Annotated in this window: 10 protein-coding genes and 1 pseudogene; 6 read left to right on the top strand and 5 right to left on the bottom strand. The window is 60.4% G+C overall.

Annotated features, from left to right (window positions below):
• Positions 1–322: 322 nt before the first annotated feature.
• On the top strand, positions 323–4,276 hold the full coding sequence (putA, locus tag FX982_RS09675; RefSeq protein ID WP_172610475.1) for a trifunctional transcriptional regulator/proline dehydrogenase/L-glutamate gamma-semialdehyde dehydrogenase: 3,954 nt from the start codon (positions 323–325) through the stop codon (positions 4,274–4,276).
• A gap of 132 nt (positions 4,277–4,408) precedes the next feature.
• Positions 4,409–6,211, top strand: coding sequence for an acyl-CoA dehydrogenase (locus FX982_RS09670; RefSeq protein ID WP_172610474.1), 1,803 nt, complete (start codon positions 4,409–4,411; stop codon positions 6,209–6,211).
• 55 nt (positions 6,212–6,266) lie between these two features.
• Here the strand turns inward: FX982_RS09670 and FX982_RS09665 are convergent, their stop codons facing one another.
• Together FX982_RS09665 and FX982_RS09660 are read right to left on the bottom strand one after the other, a co-directional pair.
• Positions 6,267–9,650, bottom strand: coding sequence for a dermonecrotic toxin domain-containing protein (locus tag FX982_RS09665; protein ID WP_172610473.1), 3,384 nt, complete (start codon positions 9,648–9,650; stop codon positions 6,267–6,269).
• A 96-nt stretch (positions 9,651–9,746) separates the two neighbouring features.
• The gene (locus FX982_RS09660) at positions 9,747–12,338 is read right to left on the bottom strand and encodes a dermonecrotic toxin domain-containing protein (protein ID WP_172610472.1); all 2,592 of its coding nucleotides are present in this window, start codon (positions 12,336–12,338) and stop codon (positions 9,747–9,749) included.
• Positions 12,339–12,602: 264 nt separating this feature from the next.
• On the opposite strand from FX982_RS09660, the gene FX982_RS09655 reads away from it, so the two are divergent.
• Genes FX982_RS09655 through selO form a run of 3 tightly spaced genes read left to right on the top strand, consistent with a single transcriptional unit; the run spans position 12,603 to position 19,261 of the window.
• Entirely contained in the window at positions 12,603–14,345 is a 1,743-nt protein-coding gene (locus tag FX982_RS09655; protein WP_122625568.1) for a potassium/proton antiporter, read from the top strand.
• A gap of 35 nt (positions 14,346–14,380) precedes the next feature.
• Positions 14,381–17,749, top strand: a complete 3,369-nt coding sequence (mscK, locus tag FX982_RS09650; RefSeq protein ID WP_172610471.1) for a mechanosensitive channel MscK — start codon at positions 14,381–14,383, stop codon at positions 17,747–17,749.
• Positions 17,750–17,797: 48 nt separating this feature from the next.
• Positions 17,798–19,261 carry a protein adenylyltransferase SelO gene (gene selO, locus FX982_RS09645; protein ID WP_172610470.1) on the top strand — a complete coding sequence of 488 codons (1,464 nt, stop codon included), beginning with the start codon at positions 17,798–17,800 and terminating at the stop codon, positions 19,259–19,261.
• Positions 19,262–19,278: 17 nt separating this feature from the next.
• Here selO and FX982_RS09640 read toward each other — a convergent pair whose 3' ends face one another.
• From FX982_RS09640 to FX982_RS09630, 3 genes and pseudogenes are all read right to left on the bottom strand, one after another.
• Positions 19,279–19,680, bottom strand: a complete 402-nt coding sequence (locus tag FX982_RS09640) for a helix-turn-helix domain-containing protein (RefSeq protein ID WP_172610469.1) — start codon at positions 19,678–19,680, stop codon at positions 19,279–19,281.
• A pseudogene (locus FX982_RS09635) lies at positions 19,677–19,969 on the bottom strand (type II toxin-antitoxin system HigB family toxin). Before FX982_RS09635 ends, FX982_RS09640 begins: the two are co-directional and overlap by 4 nt.
• Positions 19,970–20,047: 78 nt before the next feature.
• Positions 20,048–20,992: a hypothetical protein gene (locus FX982_RS09630; protein ID WP_172610468.1), complete on the bottom strand. Its 945-nt coding sequence runs from the start codon at positions 20,990–20,992 to the stop codon at positions 20,048–20,050.
• Between the two features lie 398 nt (positions 20,993–21,390).
• Between FX982_RS09630 and trxC the strand changes: the two genes are divergently transcribed.
• Positions 21,391–21,825: a thioredoxin TrxC gene (trxC, locus tag FX982_RS09625; RefSeq protein WP_172610467.1), complete on the top strand. Its 435-nt coding sequence runs from the start codon at positions 21,391–21,393 to the stop codon at positions 21,823–21,825.
• Positions 21,826–21,911: the final 86 nt, after the last annotated feature.

The following is a 21,911-nucleotide window of genomic DNA, read 5'->3' as shown; positions in this document are numbered from 1 at the left end:
CCGCTGCACACCGCTTGAATGCACCAAAGCGGCGCATCCTAGAGGACACTCCGGCGCAGGTGCAACCTGAAAAGAGTCATTCCGAGGCTTTTTTACAATTTAGATCAAAGTGCCATACGCCCCGTATTTGCAGGGTAGCCACGAGTTAGAGGCTCGGCCGGGCAGGCACTCGAACCGAGCAAAAAGAATCCACTACGACTCAACACAGTGCACTTTGGAAACACTTCGAAAAAAGCGGTTGCACCCGGTTGCACCCTTTCGATCCCGCAGCTAATCTTGCCGCAGCTTAGCCACATGACCGTGGCTGTCATGAGGATAAAAAATGGCCACCACCACCCTCGGCGTCAAACTCGACGATCCCACCCGCGAGCGTTTGAAAACAGCTGCGCAGTCCATTGACCGGACGCCCCACTGGCTGATCAAGCAGGCGATCTTCAATTATCTGGAGAAGCTTGAAGGCGGTGCGACCCTGAATGAACTCAGTGGTCAGGGTGGCAAAGACGCCGATGACCAGGGTGACCTGCCCGCCGACAATGGCCATCAGGCGTTCCTTGAATTCGCCGAAAGCATCCTTCCCCAGTCGGTCTTGCGCGCCGCGATCACCTCCGCCTACCGCCGTCCCGAGCCTGAAGTGGTGCCCATGCTCATCGAGCAGGCGCGCCTGCCAGCCCCGATGGCCGATGCAACCCATAAGCTCGCGGCGTCGATTGCCGAGAAACTGCGTAATCAGAAGAGCGCCGGAGGCCGCGCCGGTATCGTCCAGGGCCTGCTCCAGGAATTCTCGCTGTCATCCCAGGAAGGCGTGGCGCTGATGTGCCTGGCCGAAGCCCTGCTGCGCATCCCCGATAAAGGCACCCGCGACGCCTTGATCCGCGACAAGATCAGCACTGGCAACTGGCACCCGCATCTGGGCAACAGCCCGTCGCTGTTCGTCAACGCGGCCACCTGGGGCCTGCTGCTGACCGGCAAGCTGGTCAGCACTCACAACGAGGCCGGCCTGACCTCCTCGCTGAGCCGCATCATCGGCAAGTCCGGCGAGCCGATGATCCGCAAAGGCGTGGACATGGCCATGCGCCTGATGGGCGAGCAGTTCGTCACCGGTGAAACCATCGCCGAAGCACTGGCCAACGCCAGCAAGTTCGAGGCGAAAGGTTTCCGTTATTCCTACGACATGCTCGGTGAAGCGGCATTGACTGAGCATGACGCGCAGAAATACCTGGCGTCCTACGAGCAGGCCATCCACTCGATTGGCAAAGCTTCCCACGGCCGTGGCATCTACGAAGGCCCGGGCATTTCCATCAAGTTGTCCGCCCTGCACCCGCGTTACAGCCGGGCGCAATACGAGCGCGTGATGGACGAGTTGTACCCGCGTTTGCTGTCGCTGACCTTACTGGCCAAGCAATACGACATCGGCCTGAACATCGACGCAGAAGAAGCCGACCGCCTGGAGCTGTCCCTGGATTTGCTTGAACGCCTGTGCTTCGAGCCGCAACTGACCGGCTGGAACGGCATCGGTTTTGTCATTCAGGCGTATCAGAAGCGCTGCCCGTACGTGATCGACTACGTGATCGACCTGGCCCGCCGCAGTCGCCATCGCCTGATGATCCGTCTGGTCAAGGGCGCGTATTGGGACAGCGAAATCAAGCGCGCTCAGGTCGAGGGCCTGGAAGGCTATCCGGTCTACACGCGCAAGGTGTACACCGACGTCTCCTACGTCGCTTGCGCCCGCAAACTGCTGTCGGTGCCGGAAGTCATCTACCCGCAGTTCGCGACCCATAACGCCCACACCTTGTCGGCCATTTACCACATCGCCGGTCAGAACTATTACCCAGGTCAGTACGAATTCCAGTGCCTGCACGGCATGGGCGAGCCCTTGTATGAACAGGTCGTAGGCAAAGTCGCCGACGGCAAGCTGAATCGACCGTGCCGCGTGTACGCCCCGGTCGGCACCCATGAAACGCTGCTGGCGTATCTGGTGCGTCGACTGCTGGAAAACGGCGCCAATACCTCCTTCGTCAACCGTATTGCCGATCAATCGATTTCGATACAGGAACTGGTCGCCGATCCAGTGTCCAGCATCGAGCGCATGGCGACCCAGGAAGGCGGTTTCGGCCTGCCGCATCCGCGCATTCCATTGCCGCGCGACCTGTACGGCAGCGAGCGCGCCAACTCCGCCGGCATCGATCTGGCCAACGAACATCGTCTGGCATCGCTGTCTTCGGCCCTGCTCGCCTCGGCGCACAACGACTGGAAGGCTGGCCCGATGCTGGGCAGCCCGGTCAGCGCTGGCACTGAAGCGCCGGTCCTGAACCCGTCCGATCTGCGTGACGTCGTTGGCCACGTACAGGAAGCCAGCCTGGAAGACGTCGATAACGCCCTGCTCAGCGCCCTCAGCGCTGGACCGATCTGGCAGGCGACGCCGCCGGCCGAGCGTGCCGCAATCCTTGAGCGCGCCGCGGACCTGATGGAAGCCGAAATACAACCGTTGATGGGCTTGCTGGCTCGCGAAGCCGGCAAGACGTTCGCCAACGCCATCGCCGAAGTGCGCGAGGCTGTGGATTTCCTGCGCTACTACGCGGTGCAGGCACGCAACGATTTCAGCAACGACGCTCACCGCCCGCTGGGCCCTGTGGTGTGCATCAGCCCGTGGAACTTCCCGCTGGCGATTTTCAGCGGTCAGGTGGCTGCAGCCCTGGCGGCCGGCAACCCGGTGCTCGCCAAACCCGCCGAACAGACACCGCTGATCGCCGCGCAGGCCGTCCGCATTCTGCTCGAAGCGGGTATTCCCGAAGGCGTGGTGCAACTGCTGCCAGGCCGCGGTGAAACCGTCGGCGCGCGGCTGGTGGGCGATGATCGCGTCAAGGGCGTCATGTTCACCGGCTCTACCGAAGTCGCTCGCTTGCTGCAACGCAACGTCGCCGGCCGTCTCGACGCCCAGGGCCGGCCGATTCCGCTTATCGCTGAAACCGGTGGCCAGAACGCGATGATCGTCGACTCCTCGGCGCTCACAGAACAAGTGGTCATCGACGTGGTGTCCTCGGCGTTCGACAGCGCCGGTCAACGCTGCTCCGCGCTACGCGTGCTGTGCTTGCAGGAAGACTCTGCAGACCGCGTCATCGAGATGCTTAAAGGTGCAATGGCCGAAAGTCGCCTCGGTAACCCGGAGCGCCTGTCGGTAGACATCGGCCCGGTGATCGATCAAGAAGCCAAGGCCGGTATCGAGAAACACATTCAGGCCATGCGCGACAAAGGCCGCACTGTGTATCAGGTCGCCATCGCAGACAGCGACGAGATCAAGCGCGGCACCTACGTGATGCCGACCCTGATCGAGCTGGACAGCTTCGACGAACTGCAACGGGAAATATTCGGCCCGGTGCTGCACGTCGTGCGCTACAAGCGCCGAGAGCTGGATCAACTGATCAACCAGATCAATGCCTCCGGTTATGGCCTGACGCTGGGCGTGCACACACGCATCGACGAGACCATCGCCAAGGTGATCGACAACGTCAACGCCGGCAACATGTACGTCAACCGCAACATCGTTGGCGCCGTGGTGGGTGTGCAGCCATTCGGTGGCGAAGGCTTGTCGGGCACTGGTCCGAAAGCCGGTGGCCCGCTGTACCTGTACCGTTTGCTGTCGACGCGTCCCGCCGATGCCGTGCAGAAATCCTTTGCCACCCGCGATGCGCAACAGGCGCCGGACACCCGGATGCAAGAGGCGATGCTCAAGCCGCTGAATGCGCTCAAAGCCTGGGCAAGCAGCCAGCAACTCAACGACTTGGAAGCGCTGTGCAGCCAGTTCGCCGAGCAATCCCAAAGCGGGGTGACCCGCACGCTCATGGGCCCAACCGGGGAGCGCAACAGCTACAGCATCCTGCCGCGTGAACACGTGTTGTGCCTGGCCGAGGACGAGACGGATCTGTTGGCGCAACTGGCCGCCGTGATGGCGGTAGGCAGTACAGCGATCGTGCCGGACGGTGAGCCGGGCAAGTCACTGCGTAACCGCCTGCCGAAGGACGTTCAGTCGCGCATCAAGCTGATCGCCGACTGGAGCAAGGACGAGGTTGCCATCGACGCGGTATTGCACCACGGTGATTCCGATCAGCTGCGCGCCATCTGCGAACAGGTCGCTCAACGCAGCGGCGCTATCATCGGCGTTCACGGTCTGTCCAAAGGCGAAACCAACATTGCGTTGGAGCGCCTGGTGATTGAGCGTGCGCTGAGCGTGAATACCGCAGCAGCGGGCGGTAACGCGAGCCTCATGACAATCGGATAAGCGCAGGGGAGGCGCAGGTCATTCGACCTGCGTCCCCCCTGTTTGATCGCCCCATCACCCGCATCAATCATCCTGTTCACCCCCTCCCCGCCCACCTAGACTCGACGGCATTCTCAAGAAAGGTACGCCGCCATGTCCGAGACGCTGCTCAGTTCCCGCAATCTGGCTTTCGAGCTGTATGAAGTGCTGGACGCCGAGGCGCTGACCCAACGCGAGCGTTTTGCCGAGCACAGCCGGGAAACCTTCGATGCAGCGATCAGCACGGCGCGCAACATCGCGGAGAAATACTTCGCGCCCCACAACCGCAAAAACGACGAGAACGAACCTCGTTACGAGAACGGCGCAGCGGTGCTGATTCCGGAAGTGAAACCAGCCGTGGACGCTTTTCTGGAGGCAGGATTTTTAAACGCAGCCCGCGATTTCGACGCGGGGGGCATGCAGCTGCCGACCCTGCTGTCTCAGGCCTGCTTTGCCCATTTCCAGTCCGCCAATGCCGCGACGGCTTCGTACCCGTTCCTGACCATGGGCGCGGCGAATCTCATTGAAAACTTCGGCACCGAGGAGCAAAAGCAGCGCTTTCTGCAGCCAATGATCGAGGGCCGCTTCTTCGGCACCATGGCGTTGACCGAGCCCCACGCCGGCTCGTCGCTGTCGGACATCCGCACCCGCGCCGAGCCCGCCGCAGACGGCAGCTACCGTCTGCGCGGCAACAAGATCTTTATCTCAGGCGGCGATCACCCGCTCTCTGAAAACATCGTTCATCTGGTCCTCGCCAAACTGCCCGACGCGCCGGCGGGCGTGAAAGGCATTTCCCTGTTCATCGTCCCGAAGTTTCTGGTTAACGACGACGGCAGCCTCGGCGAGCGCAACGACGTCATCCTCGCCGGCCTGTTTCACAAGATGGGCTGGCGCGGCACTACGTCCACGGCACTGAACTTCGGGGATAACGGCAATTGCGTCGGCTACCTCGTGGGGAAGCCGCATCAGGGCCTGAGCTGCATGTTTCAGATGATGAACGAGGCACGCATCGGCGTCGGCATGGGCGCGGTGATGCTGGGTTATGCCGGTTACCTGTACTCACTGGAATACGCCCGTGAACGCCCGCAAGGTCGACTTCCCGACAGCAAATCCCCGGATGGCGCGCCGGTGTCCATCATTCAGCACGCCGACGTCAAACGCATGCTGCTGACGCAAAAAGCCTACGTCGAGGGCTCGTTCGACCTCGGCCTGTACGCCGCTCGGCTGTTCGACGACACGCAGACGGGCGAGAGCGAGGACGTACGAAAACACGCCCACGAACTGCTTGACCTGCTGACCCCCATCGTCAAGTCCTGGCCCTCGGAGTTTTGCCTGAAGGCCAATGAAATGGCGATCCAGATTCTCGGCGGCCATGGCTACACCCGTGAGTACCCGGTGGAGCAGTACTACCGCGACAACCGCCTGAACCCGATTCATGAAGGCACCCACGGCATTCAGTCGCTGGACCTGCTGGGCCGAAAGCTGGCGCAGAACGGTGGCGCCGGACTCAAGCAACTGATTCGCCTGATCGCTGACACCTGCGAGCGGGCCCAGGCCCATGAACTGCTAACGGCATTGCGACAACCATTGGAGCAACTGGTCGCCCGCCTGCAAGCGGTGACCCTCGGCCTGCTAACCGATCTGAGCCAGGGCAAGGTCAATGCGACATTGGCAAACTCCGCGTTGTATATGAAGGCGTTCGGGCATGCGGTGATTGGCTGGCGCTGGCTGGAGCAAGCGATCCGCGCCCAAGAGGGGTTGGGGAAGGGCAACGAAGCCGATGCCGACTTCTACAAGGGCAAGTTGCAGGCCGCCCGGTACTTCCTGACATGGGAAGTACCGGGTTGCCATCATGAACTGGCGATCCTCGAGCGCCGGGATGATGCGTGCCTGTCGATGCGGAGCGAATGGTTTTAAGCTCGCCGCAGGCCGGGCCGAAACCGTAAACCACCCACCTGCGATCACGTTCGGGTCACGCCCCCGGTGCCTTCCAGGAGTTTTCGGTGCCCGGGAAAATCCTGAACCGTGAAGCGAACGGGCGATAAAACGCCTTCACCTGATTCAGGCGTTCGTAGTATTCGGACGAGTACACATTGGTATCAATCTCGAATCCGTCGTCGAGAATGTCTGCATAGTCGGGGCGGGTTTCCTTGAGCACATCCAGAAACAGCGTGGGACCGGTGACCTCCGAGATCTGCGTCATGTAGGCAGCCATCGCCGCGCTGGATTGATGCCGTGCCGACGCCAGCGCCTCCAGGTTGGCCTGCTGTGTGGCGAAGCGGGTATGAATTTCCTGCTCCATTTGCCTGAACACTGGATTGCCGGGCCGGCTCGCGAAATGACTGTTACCGGGGCCTTTGAACGACAGCGTCGGGCTTTCCAGTGTGCTGCCCACCAGTACGTCATGCGGCCCCGCCAGCAGCTCGGCGCCCGAGAAAGAGCGACCGATGACGTCGTCGCAGTCCATGTAGATACCGCCGTACTCCCTGATCAATCGGTACCTCAAGACATCCGAGGCCGCTGCGAAGTTTTCAAACTCCCCCCGGCGAAAGCAGGAAAACGCTGTCGATGTGTGCGGATCGCCCATGAACCCCTCGAAGAAAGGCTCGTCCTGCAGCCTGGAAATCGTCATGTTGGGAAAGTCGGCGAACGCATTGTGCAGTTGCGCGTGGGGGGACAGGCCTTCCACGGCTGCCGTGTCGTCGATATCAACATGCAGCGTGAACCTGAGCTCGGGGCTCATGCGCATATTGGATTTGATCGTTTCAATGATCTTTTCGCCCGGCAGACGCCGACCTAGCCAGACTTGATGGACCATTTGTTCGATGGGCTGCGGATTGGCAGGCAAGCCCGGCAAGCGCCGAAACGTGTAAAACACGTTACGCACGTCCAGCCTCAAGCTGTCCCTTACCTTGAGATAGGCTTTCTCGGTCCCTGTACGCCAGCGGCCCTTGTTGTCCAGCCAGAGAAAAGTGTCGTTGCCTGACTCCCAGCAGGCCACCTCAGCGTTGTAAATGACCTTCGTCCCTCCAGGAGCGGTGTTGGCAAAGTACCGGGGGCTCTGTTTTCCTCCCTCGTCCTCTACCCACCTCGTTTCGATGCCGTCCATGGGAATCTCGACCGTGACGGGTGGCTGGGCGCGCGTCAGCAAGATTTCATCCTTCTCGACGGGCAATACGACCTCGGGCAACTCTTCGATGAAGCTGTCGCCGCCTCGCAGACCGGGGCTCAGGTCAATGTCGGAGTAAAAACCTTTAACCCGCTTGACGTATGGCCCCTTGAGCCGCGCATCGTCAGGCGCGTAAATGCGGTACTGGCCGGCTGCCTGGACGGGCTCTACGGGATAGAGCTTTGAATGCACGCGAGCGTAATAACGGGGTTTACCGGTTCCCGGGTTGCTCACCTTATAAACCGCTCCACGTTCATCGGTCGTCCAGATGCCCGACGGATCCAGTGGCGCGTTGTATTCGAACCGGGCGAGCGACGTGCGAAGTTCCGGGCTCAGTGCTCGCAGCCCTTGCGGCTCAACCCCAAAGGCAATCGCGCTGTCGTAGCCTGCGGCATGCTGGCTTTTGATGGCTAGCCTCTGGCGCTCTTCCACGATCAGGCGCGCATCCCTTTCCTCAGGCGACTGGCTGGCGTGCTCAAGAACGTCCTGAATCCGCTGGGCATGGGCCTGTTGCTGCCCGGCGAGCGCCACAGTTCGCTCGGCCTCGGTGCGGGCTCCGACCACGCTTGCCAGCTCATCTGCGGCTCCCGGTATTGCCTGATCCCCGATACGCGCAGCTGCGCCCAGCAAACGGCTTGCTGTCCCAGCCCCCTCGGCAAGCGCCGGTACCGCATTCAAAACGCCGAAGACAATGCGGCCCGTGCCGTTTTTCTTCTCCTCAAGTGTCCGCCCCTCAATGACCTCATCTGCCCCCAGCCCCATCAACGCCAGCGACATCGCCGCCAAAGGCACCCACAAGTAAGGCTCCACCATCGCGACTGCGCCCGTGGCGGCAATGGCATTGCTCAGGGCTTGCGCTGCCACCTCCTTGTTGTGCTCGGCACGGTTGCGAATCAATTGGCGGCCATCTGCCTCAAGACGCGTCTGCAAATTGTGTTTGAAGTGCGAAAACGGCCAGGGAGAAAGAGCTGCACCAAGGAGCACCTCGCTGGATGGGTTCCAGTAACCGGTGGCTTGGTCAAGGAAGTGCGGGTAGGCCGCCAGGCCCGCGAGGGTTTTCTGAATGCCGCTGTAAAACAGCCCGTCCGGGTCGTCCTCAAGCCTGAAGTGGCGCTGCAGTGCTTTTCGCCGACGCGCATCTTTGCATTGCCGCGCGATCCAGTCGGCGAGCGCCGGGAGGTCTGCAAATCCGTGCAGGGGCGAGGAATTGCCGGGGATGTACATCACGAGCCGATCCGTCCGCTCATCTCGCAGTACGATGATGTCAGTGGCGACGTATCGGTACAGAACCAGTTCACGGATCGTGACGTCGTGCGCAAGCGGCGCATCCGCGAAGTGCTTGAACGTCAACGCTTCCCAGGCCTGGGCAGGATCGAGGCCGAGTCCGCGCAACACCAGCGACCTGTCTTCAATGCTCAGTGACCCTTCGGCCTGCTGCACATACGCAGACTTCAGCAAGGCTGCCTTGATCAAGAGATTGTAGTCAGCCCCGTGCTCGGTCCAGAAATGCGTGAGTGTGGCCTGATAATGCGCCTGCAGATCTGCGTCCCAGACATAAGCCTTGAACGCCACAGGGTCCAGCTCCACCTGAGTGGATGCGTCGAAACGCTGGGGGCTGGTTTTGCGGTAGATGGCTTCATAAGCGAAGCAATCCCACAACTCCAGCGGCGCGGAGGAAATCTGCACCGGATAGCCGCCCTTACGGTAATGGCGCAGCGCCGAAAGGTGATCGAGGAATTGCCCGTTACCGCTCTGCTGCCAATTGCACATGAGCGCGTCAGTCAGCGTCATGGAATACGCGATATTGGCCCTTTGGGGCGCAGCGTCCTGGCCGTTGATGTACAACGTGGTGATCAGCAATTCGTCCGGATCGGTGTCTTCCAGCAAATGCTGGAACAGGAAGCCCTGTGCCTGAGCGCGCGCGTATTCTCGCGGCGATTCATAGCGCACGTGCTGCTGACCGAGCCAGTCGCTCAGCAGCGTGGCGTCAGCGTCGACTTCGTTCCCGGGCGCCGGCTCAATCAGCCATCCGCTTTCATCCCGCAGTTCCCACGGCTTTGTCCATCCATCGTTATCCCAGTCCTCGCCTCTCTGGCCATGCCAGCCCGAGACTCGCGAAATGTCGCGACTGCGCCGAAGCTCGTCAGCTCTGCGCTCCAGAGCGGTCGTATCCTTTCTGTCTTTCATAACCCGACATCCTGTCAGTGAGTGAAGCCGTAGCGTTCACCAACAGGCACGCGGGGTGGCAATAGATAATTATTGTTTACAAAATGAGCAGGCAGTTCATGGTTGTTGAGAAGGGAAAAAACGATCGACCAGCACCCGCCCGGCGCCTCCCAGTCGCGCCGCATAACCTTGGCGAGTGAAAGGCTCTGCGGTGCGCATCTCGAGCAATTTCCGACCCGAGACCGGCCCGCTCACTTCGCGCAGTTGTACTTTCATGAACTGGTAGAAGGTCCCGACCACTTGCTCGATGCTGTCGATCTGAAAATAGTGACCGGGTAGAAAAATAACCTCGGCCTCGTCCGGACTCGCGGAAAACGGCGCGATGGGTGCTCCGCTCAAGTACTGTTTTTCCGGCAGCACGAACACCACGCTGGTGTCGTCAAAGCGGATCGGCGCATTCGTGGCACTGGCATGGGCGCCTGCCTGAGTGCTGGCGAAAGTGCGCGCCTGATAGGGATTTTCACTGAACGAGGTGATGTCGGTGTTGACCAGCACATCGCCTACGGTCACGTCACCGGTACGGAAGAAAGCGCCCGAGGTACCACGCGCCCCACTGCCGCCGCGATAGAGCGCGACGTCATTGTTGTACCCCAGCGTGCTGACGTCCTCGACGAGCTTTTGCACCAGCGCGACTTGATCGGAATAGATCGCCACGCCGGTTCGCAAAAACTGGTTATACGCATCGTCTTCGTGGGTGTAATGCCTGATGGTAGAGCCGACGTATTCACCGTCTGCGGTCTTGAACACGCGATGTTTGGCGCCCCACTGATCAAAATGTACGTCTTCACCTTCGGAGTCGGTGGCGACCACTTCTTGCGGCTCCATGCAGAACACCTCGACCACTGCCTTTTGCCGGGCCAGAGCCGCCTCGGAATAAAGGTGCTCATCGAAGAGGTTGAGTTGCATGAAGCGATCCCAGAATGCCGATTGCACACTGGCAACGGGCGCCACGGGCGGCGGCGTGATCGTCAGAGCGTCGGCCTCCATGGGTGCACCGCCAGCAAGGCCCGGGATCGGAAGCCGTTCCCACCGGTCTTGCCCATTGAATCGAACCGGGCATCTACCATTGAACGCAAACGGGTTCTGCGGATCGACCATGACCCAGCTGCCCAGGCCTTCATCGAAGGTCAAACGACGCGGCTGCCCTTCGACGACCGCCCATGTCTCGCCATTGCTCAGCCCATATGTCCCCTGGTAGCGCCCTTGCTCCGAGACCGGCGTCAGCGATTCAAGGACAACGTTGTTGCTCATGCCCGACAAAGGATCGGTGGCCACGGGAGTCGGCATTGCATCGGCACCTGCGCTCAGACCTTCCGAGGTTCGGGCCGTCATGGGCTCCCTGACATCAGCCCCCATGCGCGACAGCAGGGGCAGGTTCACGAACAGATAAATAGCGCTGGCGATGGCATCCAGAATACCCCGCCTGCGTTGTTCGGCGCTTTTACCGTTGACCGCCTGATCGATATTCAATCCCGTGCTGATCAGGCTCGCGCCCACCACAGCCAATGCCAGCGGCCAACCCAGCGGCGCCAGATTGCCGAATACCGACAGAAAGGCATTCAGATAGCCGAGCCAGATCTGCTTGCGAAGATCGCTGTTATCGGTCAGCAAGGTAGTGGCGTCGGAAGTCATGTCATGGCGGGCGACATCACGAAGATAGACGAACGCATCGCCCGAAATCGGCTCAGCCCCGCGATTGACGAGGCGATTGGCGCCATGGTCGTCGTGATCATTGCTCAGCAGCCGAGCCACATCGCGCTGGAATGCAGCTCGGTGCGTTTCCCAGTCACTGGCCGAATGCAGAAAACGGGCGCAGAAGGCCGCCCGAGTCCTGATGGAAAGAAACTGCGCCTTCAACCATTCGTACAGTTGGTGGTGGGTATCAAAGCAGTAGAACGGCGATTGCGCACCGCAGACATAAAGGATCTGACGCCCGCTCTGATCGACGATACGCAGAATGTCCCGAGCCTTGAAGCCGCCCAGTTCCAGATGAAACACTGACACGGCCGAGGTCGCAGGCATTGGCCCGCGCAGTTGGGCGAGCGTGACAGGTCCCGGTCCGCTCGCCAGCACGTTGCGGAGCATCCCGAAATCCGTTGCCGACAGCTGGTTTCCGCTCAGGGCTTCTCCAGCAGAGGCCAGGTATCGAACTTTGGCCAGCACGCAGAAGTTGTCGCTGTGCTGCGCCCAGAACCTGTCCATCTGACGCCGGTAGCCCGCGCTGAAATCGAGGGTCCAGAAATCGTTGAGCACCTCTGCCGGAAGCATGCGCACTTCATTGCGCTCGTCATAAAAGCCATGCTGCGGGCCGTCGGTGTAGAAACCGCCATACACCGCGAGCTCGTCGGGGGCTTGCTGCTCGCTTGCATTGAAACGACGAATCACCAGTTCGGTCATTGTCATGGACGTCACCGTAGCGCCCGCGTGCTGCCATCCGGTAAAGGACCGAGAACTGCTGCTGGCGCTGGAGAACCGATGCCAATACACATGATCGGGGTCCAGGTGTTTACCCGTGTGCCTGAAAATGATGCTCTGGGCGGCGGACCTCGCCAGCGCATTGAGATCGGGGTAATCGGTGACGTAACGGCTCGCCATTTTTTTGAGCTGACGTTCGTCCGATTCGGGTGATGGGTGGGCTTGTGCGTTCATAGTGATCACTTCTCCTGAAATAGAATTCAGAAGTGACCAGAGTTCGCAGCGCTGGCTGGCATAAATATGTATTGCTGCTGTCATCCGGGAACGGATGTCATCAGCGGCCTGTGAGTACAGGCCCGTTGGCACGGCCATTAGCCTGCCCATCTGGAATTACGCTTTGACAGCCAAGCAATTCAACAGGTTAAATCCCTTGGCACGCGGACTGCATGGTCAGTTCGCGCCCTCGTCTGTTTGAATTCGTTTTCTGGAGTACCGCCCTTGGATGCCACGACCATCAACAGCCTGTTCCTGATCGGCGCGTTGCTGGTGGGTGCAAGTATCCTGGTCAGCTCGCTGTCCTCCCGCCTCGGCATTCCGATTCTGGTGATCATCCTTGCCGTGGGCATGGTCGCCGGCGTCGATGGCGGCGGCATCATCTTCGATAACTACCCGACGGCCTATCTGGTCGGTAACCTGGCGCTGGCGGTCATTCTTCTTGACGGCGGCCTGCGTACGCGGGTGGCGAGTTTCCGGGTCGCACTCTGGCCCGCCTTGTCGCTGGCGACGGTCGGGGTGCTGATCACCACGGGGCTGACCGGCATGGTTGCCGCCTGGTTGTTTGATCTGAACATCATTCAGGGCCTGCTGATCGGCGCCATCGTCGGTTCCACAGACGCCGCCGCTGTGTTCTCGCTGCTGGGCGGCAAAGGCCTGAACGAGCGGGTGACCGCAAGCCTGGAGATCGAATCCGGCAGCAACGACCCGATGGCGGTGTTTCTAACGGTTACGCTGATCGACATGCTGTCCAGCGGCCAGACCGGCCTGCACTGGAGCCTGCTGGGCCATCTGGTTCAGGAATTCGGCATCGGCGGGATCATCGGGCTGGGCGGTGGCTGGATCATGCTGCAGCTGGTCAACCGGATAAATCTGGCCAACGGCCTGTACCCCATTCTGGTGGTCGCTGGTGGTCTGGTGGTCTTCGCACTGACCAATGCCATTCACGGCAGCGGCTTCCTGGCGGTTTATCTGTGCGGTCTGGTACTGGGCAACAAGCCGATTCGCAGTCGCCACGGCATCCTGCACATGCTTGACGGCATGGCTTGGCTGGCACAGATCGGCATGTTCCTGGTACTCGGTCTGCTGGTCACACCCCATGACCTGTTGCCGATTGCGCTGCCGGCTCTGGGCCTGGCGCTGTGGATGATTCTGGTGGCACGCCCTCTGTCGGTGCTGGCCGGCCTGCTGCCTTTCCGGGTGTTCCACCGCCGTGAAAAAGCCTTTATTGCCTGGGTCGGTTTGCGCGGCGCGGTACCGATCATTCTGGCGGTGTTCCCGCTGATGGCCGGTCTGCCCCATGCGCAGCTGTATTTCAATCTCGCGTTCTTCATCGTGCTGGTGTCGCTGCTGGTTCAGGGCACGAGCCTGCCGTGGGTGGCGAAATGGCTGAAAGTGACGGTACCGCCTGATCCGGCGCCGATTTCCCGCGCCGCGCTGGAAGTGCATGTCACCAGCGAGTGGGAACTGTTCGTATATCGCCTTGGCGCCGAAAAGTGGTGCATCGGTGCCGCACTGCGCGAGCTGAAAATGCCAGAGGGCACACGTATTGCCGCCTTGTTCAGGGGTCAACAACTGCTCCATCCGTCGGGTAGTACGGTGCTGGAAGTGGGCGATCTGCTCTGCGTCATCGGCCACGAACACGACCTTCCCGCCCTCGGCAAGCTGTTCAGTCAGGCGCCTCAACGCGGGCTGGATCTGCGCTTCTTCGGTGACTTCGTTCTCGAAGGAGACGCTGAGCTGGGGGCTGTCGCGGCACTTTACGGGTTGAAACTCGATGGGCTGGATCCGGGCATGCCGCTGAGTCAGTTCATCATTCAGAAGAATCGAGGCGCGCCGATTGTGGGCGACCAGGTCGAATGGAACGGAACTATTTGGACCGTCGCAGTTATGGACGGGAACAAGATCCTCAAAGTGGGCGTCAGATTCCCCGAAGGAAGCAGCCCGGGGCCCGCGCTGTTCCTTTAAACTGCCCCCCATTCTGTTCGCTCGACCCGGTGTCTATGTTCACGCTGCGTAACCTTTTTGCCTCGGCCCTGCTTGGGCTTTGCCTGTCGTCCGTACCGGCGCACGCCGCCGATACGCCACCCCTGTCCAGCGAGGCCGTCCAGCGCAGTCTGGACAAGATCGCCGACCGCAAACTGACCGCTGACGACCAGAAAGCTCTGCAGCAGGTCCTGGAACAGACGCTGACATTTCTGTCCAGCCAGAAGGACAACCAGCAGAAGCTGGATGACCTGAAAAAGCAGCTCGCCGACGCGCCCCGGCTGACCACCGAAAACCAGCACGAGCTGACCAAGCTCAAGGCCAGCAAGGTCATTCCGGTCGCTCAGCGATACGCCAATCTGGACGTGCCGCAGCTTGAGCAAATACTGAGTCAGCGCAGTGCTCAGCAGGCTGATCTGCAAAAAGCCCTCAACGACGCCAACAGCCTGACCATCACCGCGCAGACCCGGCCCGAGCGCGCTCAGGCCGAGATCAGCAGCAGCCAGACGCGCATTCAGGCCATCAGCGGCACGCTCAAGTCCGGTAAGGATGGCGGCAAGGCCATCAACGCCGACCAGCGCAACGCATTGAACGCCGAGCAGACCTCGCTCAACGCGCTGATTGCCCTGCGTCGTCAGGAGCTTGCCGGCAACAGCCAGTTGCAGGACCTGGGCGGCAGCCAGCGCGACCTGCTCACGGAAAAGGTCAATCGTCAGGATCAGGAAATCCAGGACCTGCAGACGCTGATCAACGAGAAGCGTCGCGCCCAGTCCCAGCAAACCGTGACGCAGTTGTCCCTTGAAGCGCAGAAAGCCGGGGGCAGCAGCCTGCTGGCTACCGAAAGCGCCGCCAACCTCAAGCTGTCCGACTACCTGCTGCGTGGCACCGACCGCCTCAATGAGCTGACCCAGCAGAACCTCAAGACCAAGACCCAGCTGGATGCCATCACGCAAACCGATCAGGCGCTCGACGAGCAGATCAACGTGTTGAGCGGGAGTTTGCTGCTGTCGAAAATCCTCTACAAACAAAAGCAGTCGCTCCCCAAACTCAAGCTCGACAGCGGTCTGGCCGACGAAATTGCCGATATTCGCTTGTACCAATTCGAGGTCAATCAGCAGCGCGAGCAGATGAGCAGCCCGAGCGCATACGTCGACACGTTACTGGCGACGCAGAAGCCGGAAGACGTCACACCCGCGCTGCGCAAGACACTGCTCGATCTGGCGACCACTCGCAGCGATCTGCTGGAGCGACTGAACCGCGAGCTGAGTGCGCTGCTCAACGAATCCATCACCCTCCAGCTCAATCAGAAACAGCTCGTCAGCACCGCCAACAGCCTGCGGGCCACCCTTGATGAGCAGATGTTCTGGATTCCGAGCAACAAGCCGCTGGACCTGGAGTGGTTCGAGCGCATACAGCCACGACTCGTCAAACAGGTGACCACCCTTCCCTGGACGTCCAGCGTCAGCGAACTCTACGACGGACTGACCCAGCGGCCGCTGATCTTCCTGCCGCTGTTTCTGGTGATCGGCGCGCTGATGTGGAAGCGCAAGGCGCTGTACGACAAGCTCAATCGGTTGCACGCCGACATCGGCCACTTCAAGCGGGACCGGCAGTGGCAGACACCGCTGGCGATCTTCATCAACGTGCTGCTGGCAATGCCGTTGTCGCTGACCCTCACGGTGTGTGCGTTCGCGCTGCAGATCGACGCCCGCGGCCAGAACGTCAATCTCGGTTCTGCGCTGCTGCAGGTAGCGCTGGCCTGGTTGGTGTTCTACACCGCTTACCGCATTCTGGCGCCGGGCGGCGTGGCGCAATTGCACTTCCGCTGGGAAAAACCACAGGTGGAATTCCTGCGCGGCTGGATCCGTCGTCTGGGTCTTGTCGTGCTGGCGCTGGTGACGGTGGTCGCCGTGGCCGAGCACGAGCCCTCGGCATTGGCCGACGACGTCATCGGCATCGCCGTGGTGCTGACGTGCTACGCCCTGATGGCCTGGCTGCTCGCGCGGCTGTTGCTCACCAGCCCGACCCACCACAGCGCGTCGCTGTTTCGTCGTGCGGTGGGCCTGGCCTTCACCGCTCTGCCCGTCGCGCTGTTCGTCGCCGTGTGCTTTGGCTATTACTACACGGCGCTGAAACTCAGCGATCGGCTGATCGACACTCTATATCTGCTGATGCTGTGGCTGGTGATCGAAGCCGCTTTCGTGCGCGGGCTGAGCGTGGCCGCGCGCCGTCTGGCGTACCAGCGCGCGCTGAGCAAACGTCAGGCCGCAAAAGAAGCCGGCGAAGGCGAGACGCTGATCGAGGAGCCGACGCTGGACATCGAACAGGTCAACCAGCAGTCGCTGCGATTGATTCGTCTGGCGCTGATTGCAGGCTTCATCGGCGCGCTCTACTTCGTCTGGGCCGACCTGATTTCGGTGTTCTCGTACCTCGATAACATCACGCTGTACGAGTACACCAGCGGCACCGGCGCCAACATCAGCATGGTGCCGATTAGCCTGGGCGACTTGATCGGCGCCTTGGTCATCATCGGCATCACCTTCGTGCTGGCGGGCAACTTGCCGGGCCTGCTGGAAGTGCTTGTGCTGTCGAAACTCAACCTCAAACAGGGCAGTTCGTACGCAACCACGACGTTGCTTTCGTACACCATCGCCGGCGTCGGTTTTGTCTCGACGCTCTCGGCGCTCGGCGTGAGTTGGGACAAGCTGCAATGGCTGGTGGCGGCGCTGTCGGTTGGCCTGGGCTTCGGTATGCAGGAGATCTTCGCCAACTTCATCTCCGGGATCATGATCCTGTTCGAACGCCCGGTGCGGATCGGCGACACCATCACCATCGGCGCCTTGTCGGGTACGGTGAGCAAGATCCGCATTCGCGCGACCACCATCACCGATTTCGACCGCAAGGACATCATCGTCCCGAACAAGACATTCATCACCGGGCAACTGATCAACTGGTCGTTAACCGACACGATCACCCGCGTGACGTTGAAACTGGGGGTGGATTACGGGTCGGATCTGGACCTGGTGCGCAGCCTGCTGCTCAAGGCCGCGCGTGACAATCCCAGGGTGTTGAAAGACCCCGAGCCGATTGTTTACTTCCTCAATTTTGGTGAAAGTACCCTCGATCACGAACTGCGCATGCATGTGCGTGATCTAGGCGACCGCAACCCGGTGCTGGATGAGATCAACCGGTTCATCAACAAAGAATTCAAGAAACAGCACATCAATATTTCGTTCCGGCAGATGGAGGTTTACCTCAAGAACATGCAGGGACAGGAGTACAAAATGGTGCCGATCGAGCCGGAGCAGAAAACCATCACGCCGCCCGCTGCTGTGCCTCCAGCCCCAAAAGATGCGCCTGAGCCGCCCGAAGTCAGGCTCGACTGACCGGGAAAAACCCAGCAGAATGGTCGGAAATTCTGCTGGAGGCATCTTTTGAAAGCCCTCGACGAGCTGACCTTTGATAATCGTTTTGCCCGCCTGGGCGATGCGTTTTCCACCACCGTGCTGCCCGAGCCCATCGCCGACCCGCGGCTGGTGGTTGCCAGCGAAGCGGCCCTCGCGTTGCTCGATCTGGACCCTGCTCAGGCAGAACAACCTCTTTTTGCTGAAATCTTCAGCGGTCACAAACTGTGGGCCGAAGCCGATCCGCGTGCGATGGTTTACTCCGGTCATCAATTCGGTTCGTACAACCCGCGCCTGGGTGATGGCCGCGGTTTGCTGCTCGGCGAGGTGTACAACGACGCCGGCGAACACTGGGACCTGCACCTCAAGGGCGCCGGGCAGACACCGTATTCACGCATGGGCGATGGTCGTGCTGTATTGCGCTCGTCGATCCGTGAGTTTCTGGCTTCGGAAGCCCTGCATGCCTTGGGCATCCCGACCAGTCGCGCGGCCTGCGTGATCGGCTCCAGCACCCCGGTGTGGCGCGAAACCCAGGAACGCGCAGCGATGGTTCTACGCTTGGCGCAAAGCCACGTGCGCTTCGGCAGCCTCGAATATTTCTTCTACACCAAACAGCCGGAACAGCTGAAGCAACTGGCCGATCACGTGCTGTCCCTGCACTACCCCGAATGTCTCGAAGAGACCGAGCCGTACCTGGCGATGTTTCGCGTGATCGTCGAGCGTCAGGCCGAGCTGATTGCCAAATGGCAGGCCTATGGTTTCTGTCATGGCGTGATGAACACCGACAACATGTCGATTCTCGGCATTACCTTCGACTTCGGCCCCTTCGCGTTCCTCGATGACTTTGACCAGCATTTCGTCTGCAACCATTCCGATCACGAAGGCCGCTACTCTTTCAGCAATCAGGTGCCGATTGGCCAGTGGAACCTCAGCGCGCTGGCCCAGGCGCTGACACCCTTCATCAGCGTCGAGGCATTGCGTGAGGCGCTGGACCTGTTTCTGCCGCTGTATCAGGCGCATTACCTGGACCTGATGCGTCGACGTCTGGGCCTGACAACGGCCGAAGAGGATGACGCTGACCTGATCGCGCGCTTGCTCCAACTGATGCAGAACAGCGGCGTCGACTACACGCTGTTTTTCCGCCATCTGGGGGAAGAATCAGCCGAAGTCGCGGCAGGAAAGTTGCGCGACGACTTCGTCGACATGCTCGGCTTCGACGCCTGGGCCGACGCCTACAAAGCCCGCATCGCGCGCGAACCCGAGTCCAGCCAACAAGATCGCCGTGCGCGCATGCATGCGGTCAATCCGCTGTACATCCTGCGCAACTACTTGGCCCAACGCGCCATCGAAGCGGCCGAACAAGGCGACGACAGCGAGGTTCGCCGCCTGCATCAGGTGCTGTGCACACCGTTCGAGGAGCAGCCTGGAATGGAGGGTTATGCCCAGCGTCCGCCGGATTGGGGCAAGCATCTGGAGATCAGTTGTTCGTCGTGAGTGCGAATGAGTCAAGGTCAGATAAAGACCTCTACCGGCACGCCGAAACGTTCCGAAATCTTGCGGATCTGCTTGAGGCTCAACTGACGCTCGCCTGAGAGTATTTCGGAAATGACGGACTGCGTCCCCACTTCAGGCAAGTCGCCTTGGCCAAGGTCGTGCTCGTGCATCAGGTAACGCAGTGTCTCCGCGCCTGAGGCCATAGGCATGGGCCGATGCTCATGGTCATAGGTTTCAATCATTTCGCTGACCAAAATGGCGAGACGATTCAGAGGGTGCTGCTCATCCTCCCCGATGATCTCCAAAAGTTCGTCGAGCCCGCTGACAAGCAGATCATATTCAGCTTCCGTTTCAGGCCGAGTCAGTAATGGCGCCAAATGATGCCAGTGCTCCGCAGCCTGCTTAATGAGCGCGCTCATTGCTCATCCCTCCATTTACCTTTGTCGTATTCACGATGGTCGAACACATGCTTTATGTACAGCCTCTGTGCTGAGTAGTTAACCGACGCAATCAACCGGATCTTGTTCCCGCCGATACCAAAATATGAAATTTTCCCACTTTATCTGTCGAAGGCAGCATCGCTCTCATCGCACTAAAGTCGTTCAGCCTGGATGCTTTGATTAAGCGGTACCAAGCGTCAAGAGCCGTTGCCGATTGTGGCCATTTCTTCTTTGCCTCCCAGATTCGCTTTTCAGTGATGACGTGCATTTCCCTACCGTTGTGCGTGCAATATCCAGCTTGGCCACCCATACGGCCATCACACACTGCGATGGCCGAAGCATTCTTTTATCCCGCTGTCTTCTCATCCCTGGACGTAGCACCCGCTTGCTCAACTCGCGCATCCGCATTCGCAGCCGCTGGCTTTTCAACCTCCTGCGCAGCCGCCGTAGTCGACACCGGTGAGGTACGGGGCGCGTACTTCTTCGTGTAGGCGATGTTGTTTGGGTCAGCTTTCTTGTCTTTGGTGGTGTCGACGATGCCGGCGAGGATGTCGTAAAGGGTCAGTTTGCGGTCTGCCGCCTGACGTCCGAAAGCGCCCGGCAGGCTGGGCAGCGTGAGGTCGCTCTTGATTCGCGCCTCCAGAATGGCTTCTGCTCCCTTGGGATAGCTCACCGCCTTTTCGATCGCCGGCAGCGACTTGAGGTAGCTCAGAGCGTCGTTGTAGAACCGGGAGGCCTTGCCCGTCCGGGCTTGCTCGATCACCCCCTCGTTTATCGCCACCTTGCGCCAGTCCTCGTCCATCTTCTGCACGCCCTGCCAGGCCGCGCGCCGCTCGTTGAGCGTGAAGGCTCCGCTGTCGTCAAAGGTAATCAGGTTCAGTTGTTCACGGGACAGGTTCTCGAAAGGGCTTTTGGCGTTCTTGTCACCGGCCAGTGTCCGGGTCACGAACGCACTGGCCTCGCGCGCGCGGTCCAGCAATTCAGGGTCGTTAGTCTTGGGCACTTCCATGGCCCGGGTGCCGCTGTTGACTGTGCGGCCTTCGATCAAAAACTCATTGATGCGATTTCGCCCGTACTGCCCCAGCTCGGCGTGAGTCATCCCTGCGTCCCTCTTCTCGGCTCGCGCTGCGCTCTCGTTCAACTGAGCCGCCAGTGTCGAAAACGTCGCCTTGTCGGTCGCGGTCGCTGCAGGTTTATCGACGGTTTTGGGATCGCTGTTTGTAGCGGCATCAACGACTGGCTTTTTGTTCGCGACAACCGCTGCAACCGCGGCCTGGATCTGGCTGATCATGGGCGACTCCCTGGCTATGAGATGACAGGGGCCGACGCGCATGTTCGTCAGTCAGCCCCTCGCGTCGACACTAGCGACGGCCAGGCAGGGCGAACAGTTGGGCGAACGGGGGATGCTTTCGGGGAATCAGCGACCGAGGATTGGGCTTAACGCCCGTAGTCAGGGGCTGGGACAAACGGTGAAGGAGGAATGCGTTGCGTCTTCAGGTTAGAGAGTTTTTAGGCGTGGTGTGCTTAAACGAATAGTGAAACCTGAACCAAGTCACATCGCCTATTTGAGGTAATCGATGAAGTCACCGCCACTCTCTACCGCTCGGCGCGTCAGATGAACCTGTAAAGCTTGATAACTCACCCCGCCGACTCCACCTAGTAGTCATCAACCCTACCCAGGCCTCTGCCATGTCCGATTCCCTGCTGATCCCCTGCCCACATTGCAACGGGCTCAATCGCATCCCTGCCGGGCGGCTGTCCGACCAGCCGAAATGCGGGCGCTGCAAGCAGCCTGTTTTGCTGAGCAAGCCGTTCAACCTGACGCAGGGCGATTACGCCAGTCAGATCAAGGGCGATCTGCCGCTACTAGTGGACGTATGGGCGGAGTGGTGCGGGCCGTGCAAATCCTTCGCGCCGACGTTCGAGCAAGCGGCCACTCAACTGATCGGGCGTGTTCGGCTGGCGAAGCTGGACAGCGAGGCCAATCAGCAGCTTTCCGCGCAGCTGGGCATTCGCTCGATCCCGAGTTTGATCCTGTTTAAGGACGGTCGTGAAGTTGCCCGGCAGAGCGGCGCAATGCCGTTGCAACAGCTGATGGCATGGCTGGCCAGTCAGGGAATATGAGAGACGCTTCTTCAGCGATCGAAGTGCATGACAGCCAGCGCTGTAGGCAGGTTCTGAAAGCCCCTTTTGGCCCCGAATCCGTCGAA

Source organism: Pseudomonas graminis, assembly GCF_013201545.1.
Classification (GTDB): Bacteria; Pseudomonadota; Gammaproteobacteria; order Pseudomonadales; family Pseudomonadaceae; genus Aquipseudomonas.
This window is presented reverse-complemented; position numbering and strand designations above follow the sequence as displayed.

Excerpts from the sequence above, each read along its gene's own strand:
- trxC (WP_172610467.1), top strand. The coding sequence starts at position 21,391 with ATGTCCGATTCCCTGCTGATCCCCTGCCCACATTGCAACGGGCTCAAT.
- FX982_RS09640 (WP_172610469.1), bottom strand. The coding sequence starts at position 19,680 with ATGAGCGCGCTCATTAAGCAGGCTGCGGAGCACTGGCATCATTTGGCG.
- FX982_RS09660 (WP_172610472.1), bottom strand. The coding sequence starts at position 12,338 with ATGAACGCACAAGCCCACCCATCACCCGAATCGGACGAACGTCAGCTC.
- FX982_RS09630 (WP_172610468.1), bottom strand. The coding sequence starts at position 20,992 with ATGATCAGCCAGATCCAGGCCGCGGTTGCAGCGGTTGTCGCGAACAAA.
- mscK (WP_172610471.1), top strand. The coding sequence starts at position 14,381 with ATGTTCACGCTGCGTAACCTTTTTGCCTCGGCCCTGCTTGGGCTTTGC.
- FX982_RS09670 (WP_172610474.1), top strand. The coding sequence starts at position 4,409 with ATGTCCGAGACGCTGCTCAGTTCCCGCAATCTGGCTTTCGAGCTGTAT.
- FX982_RS09665 (WP_172610473.1), bottom strand. The coding sequence starts at position 9,650 with ATGAAAGACAGAAAGGATACGACCGCTCTGGAGCGCAGAGCTGACGAG.
- putA (WP_172610475.1), top strand. The coding sequence starts at position 323 with ATGGCCACCACCACCCTCGGCGTCAAACTCGACGATCCCACCCGCGAG.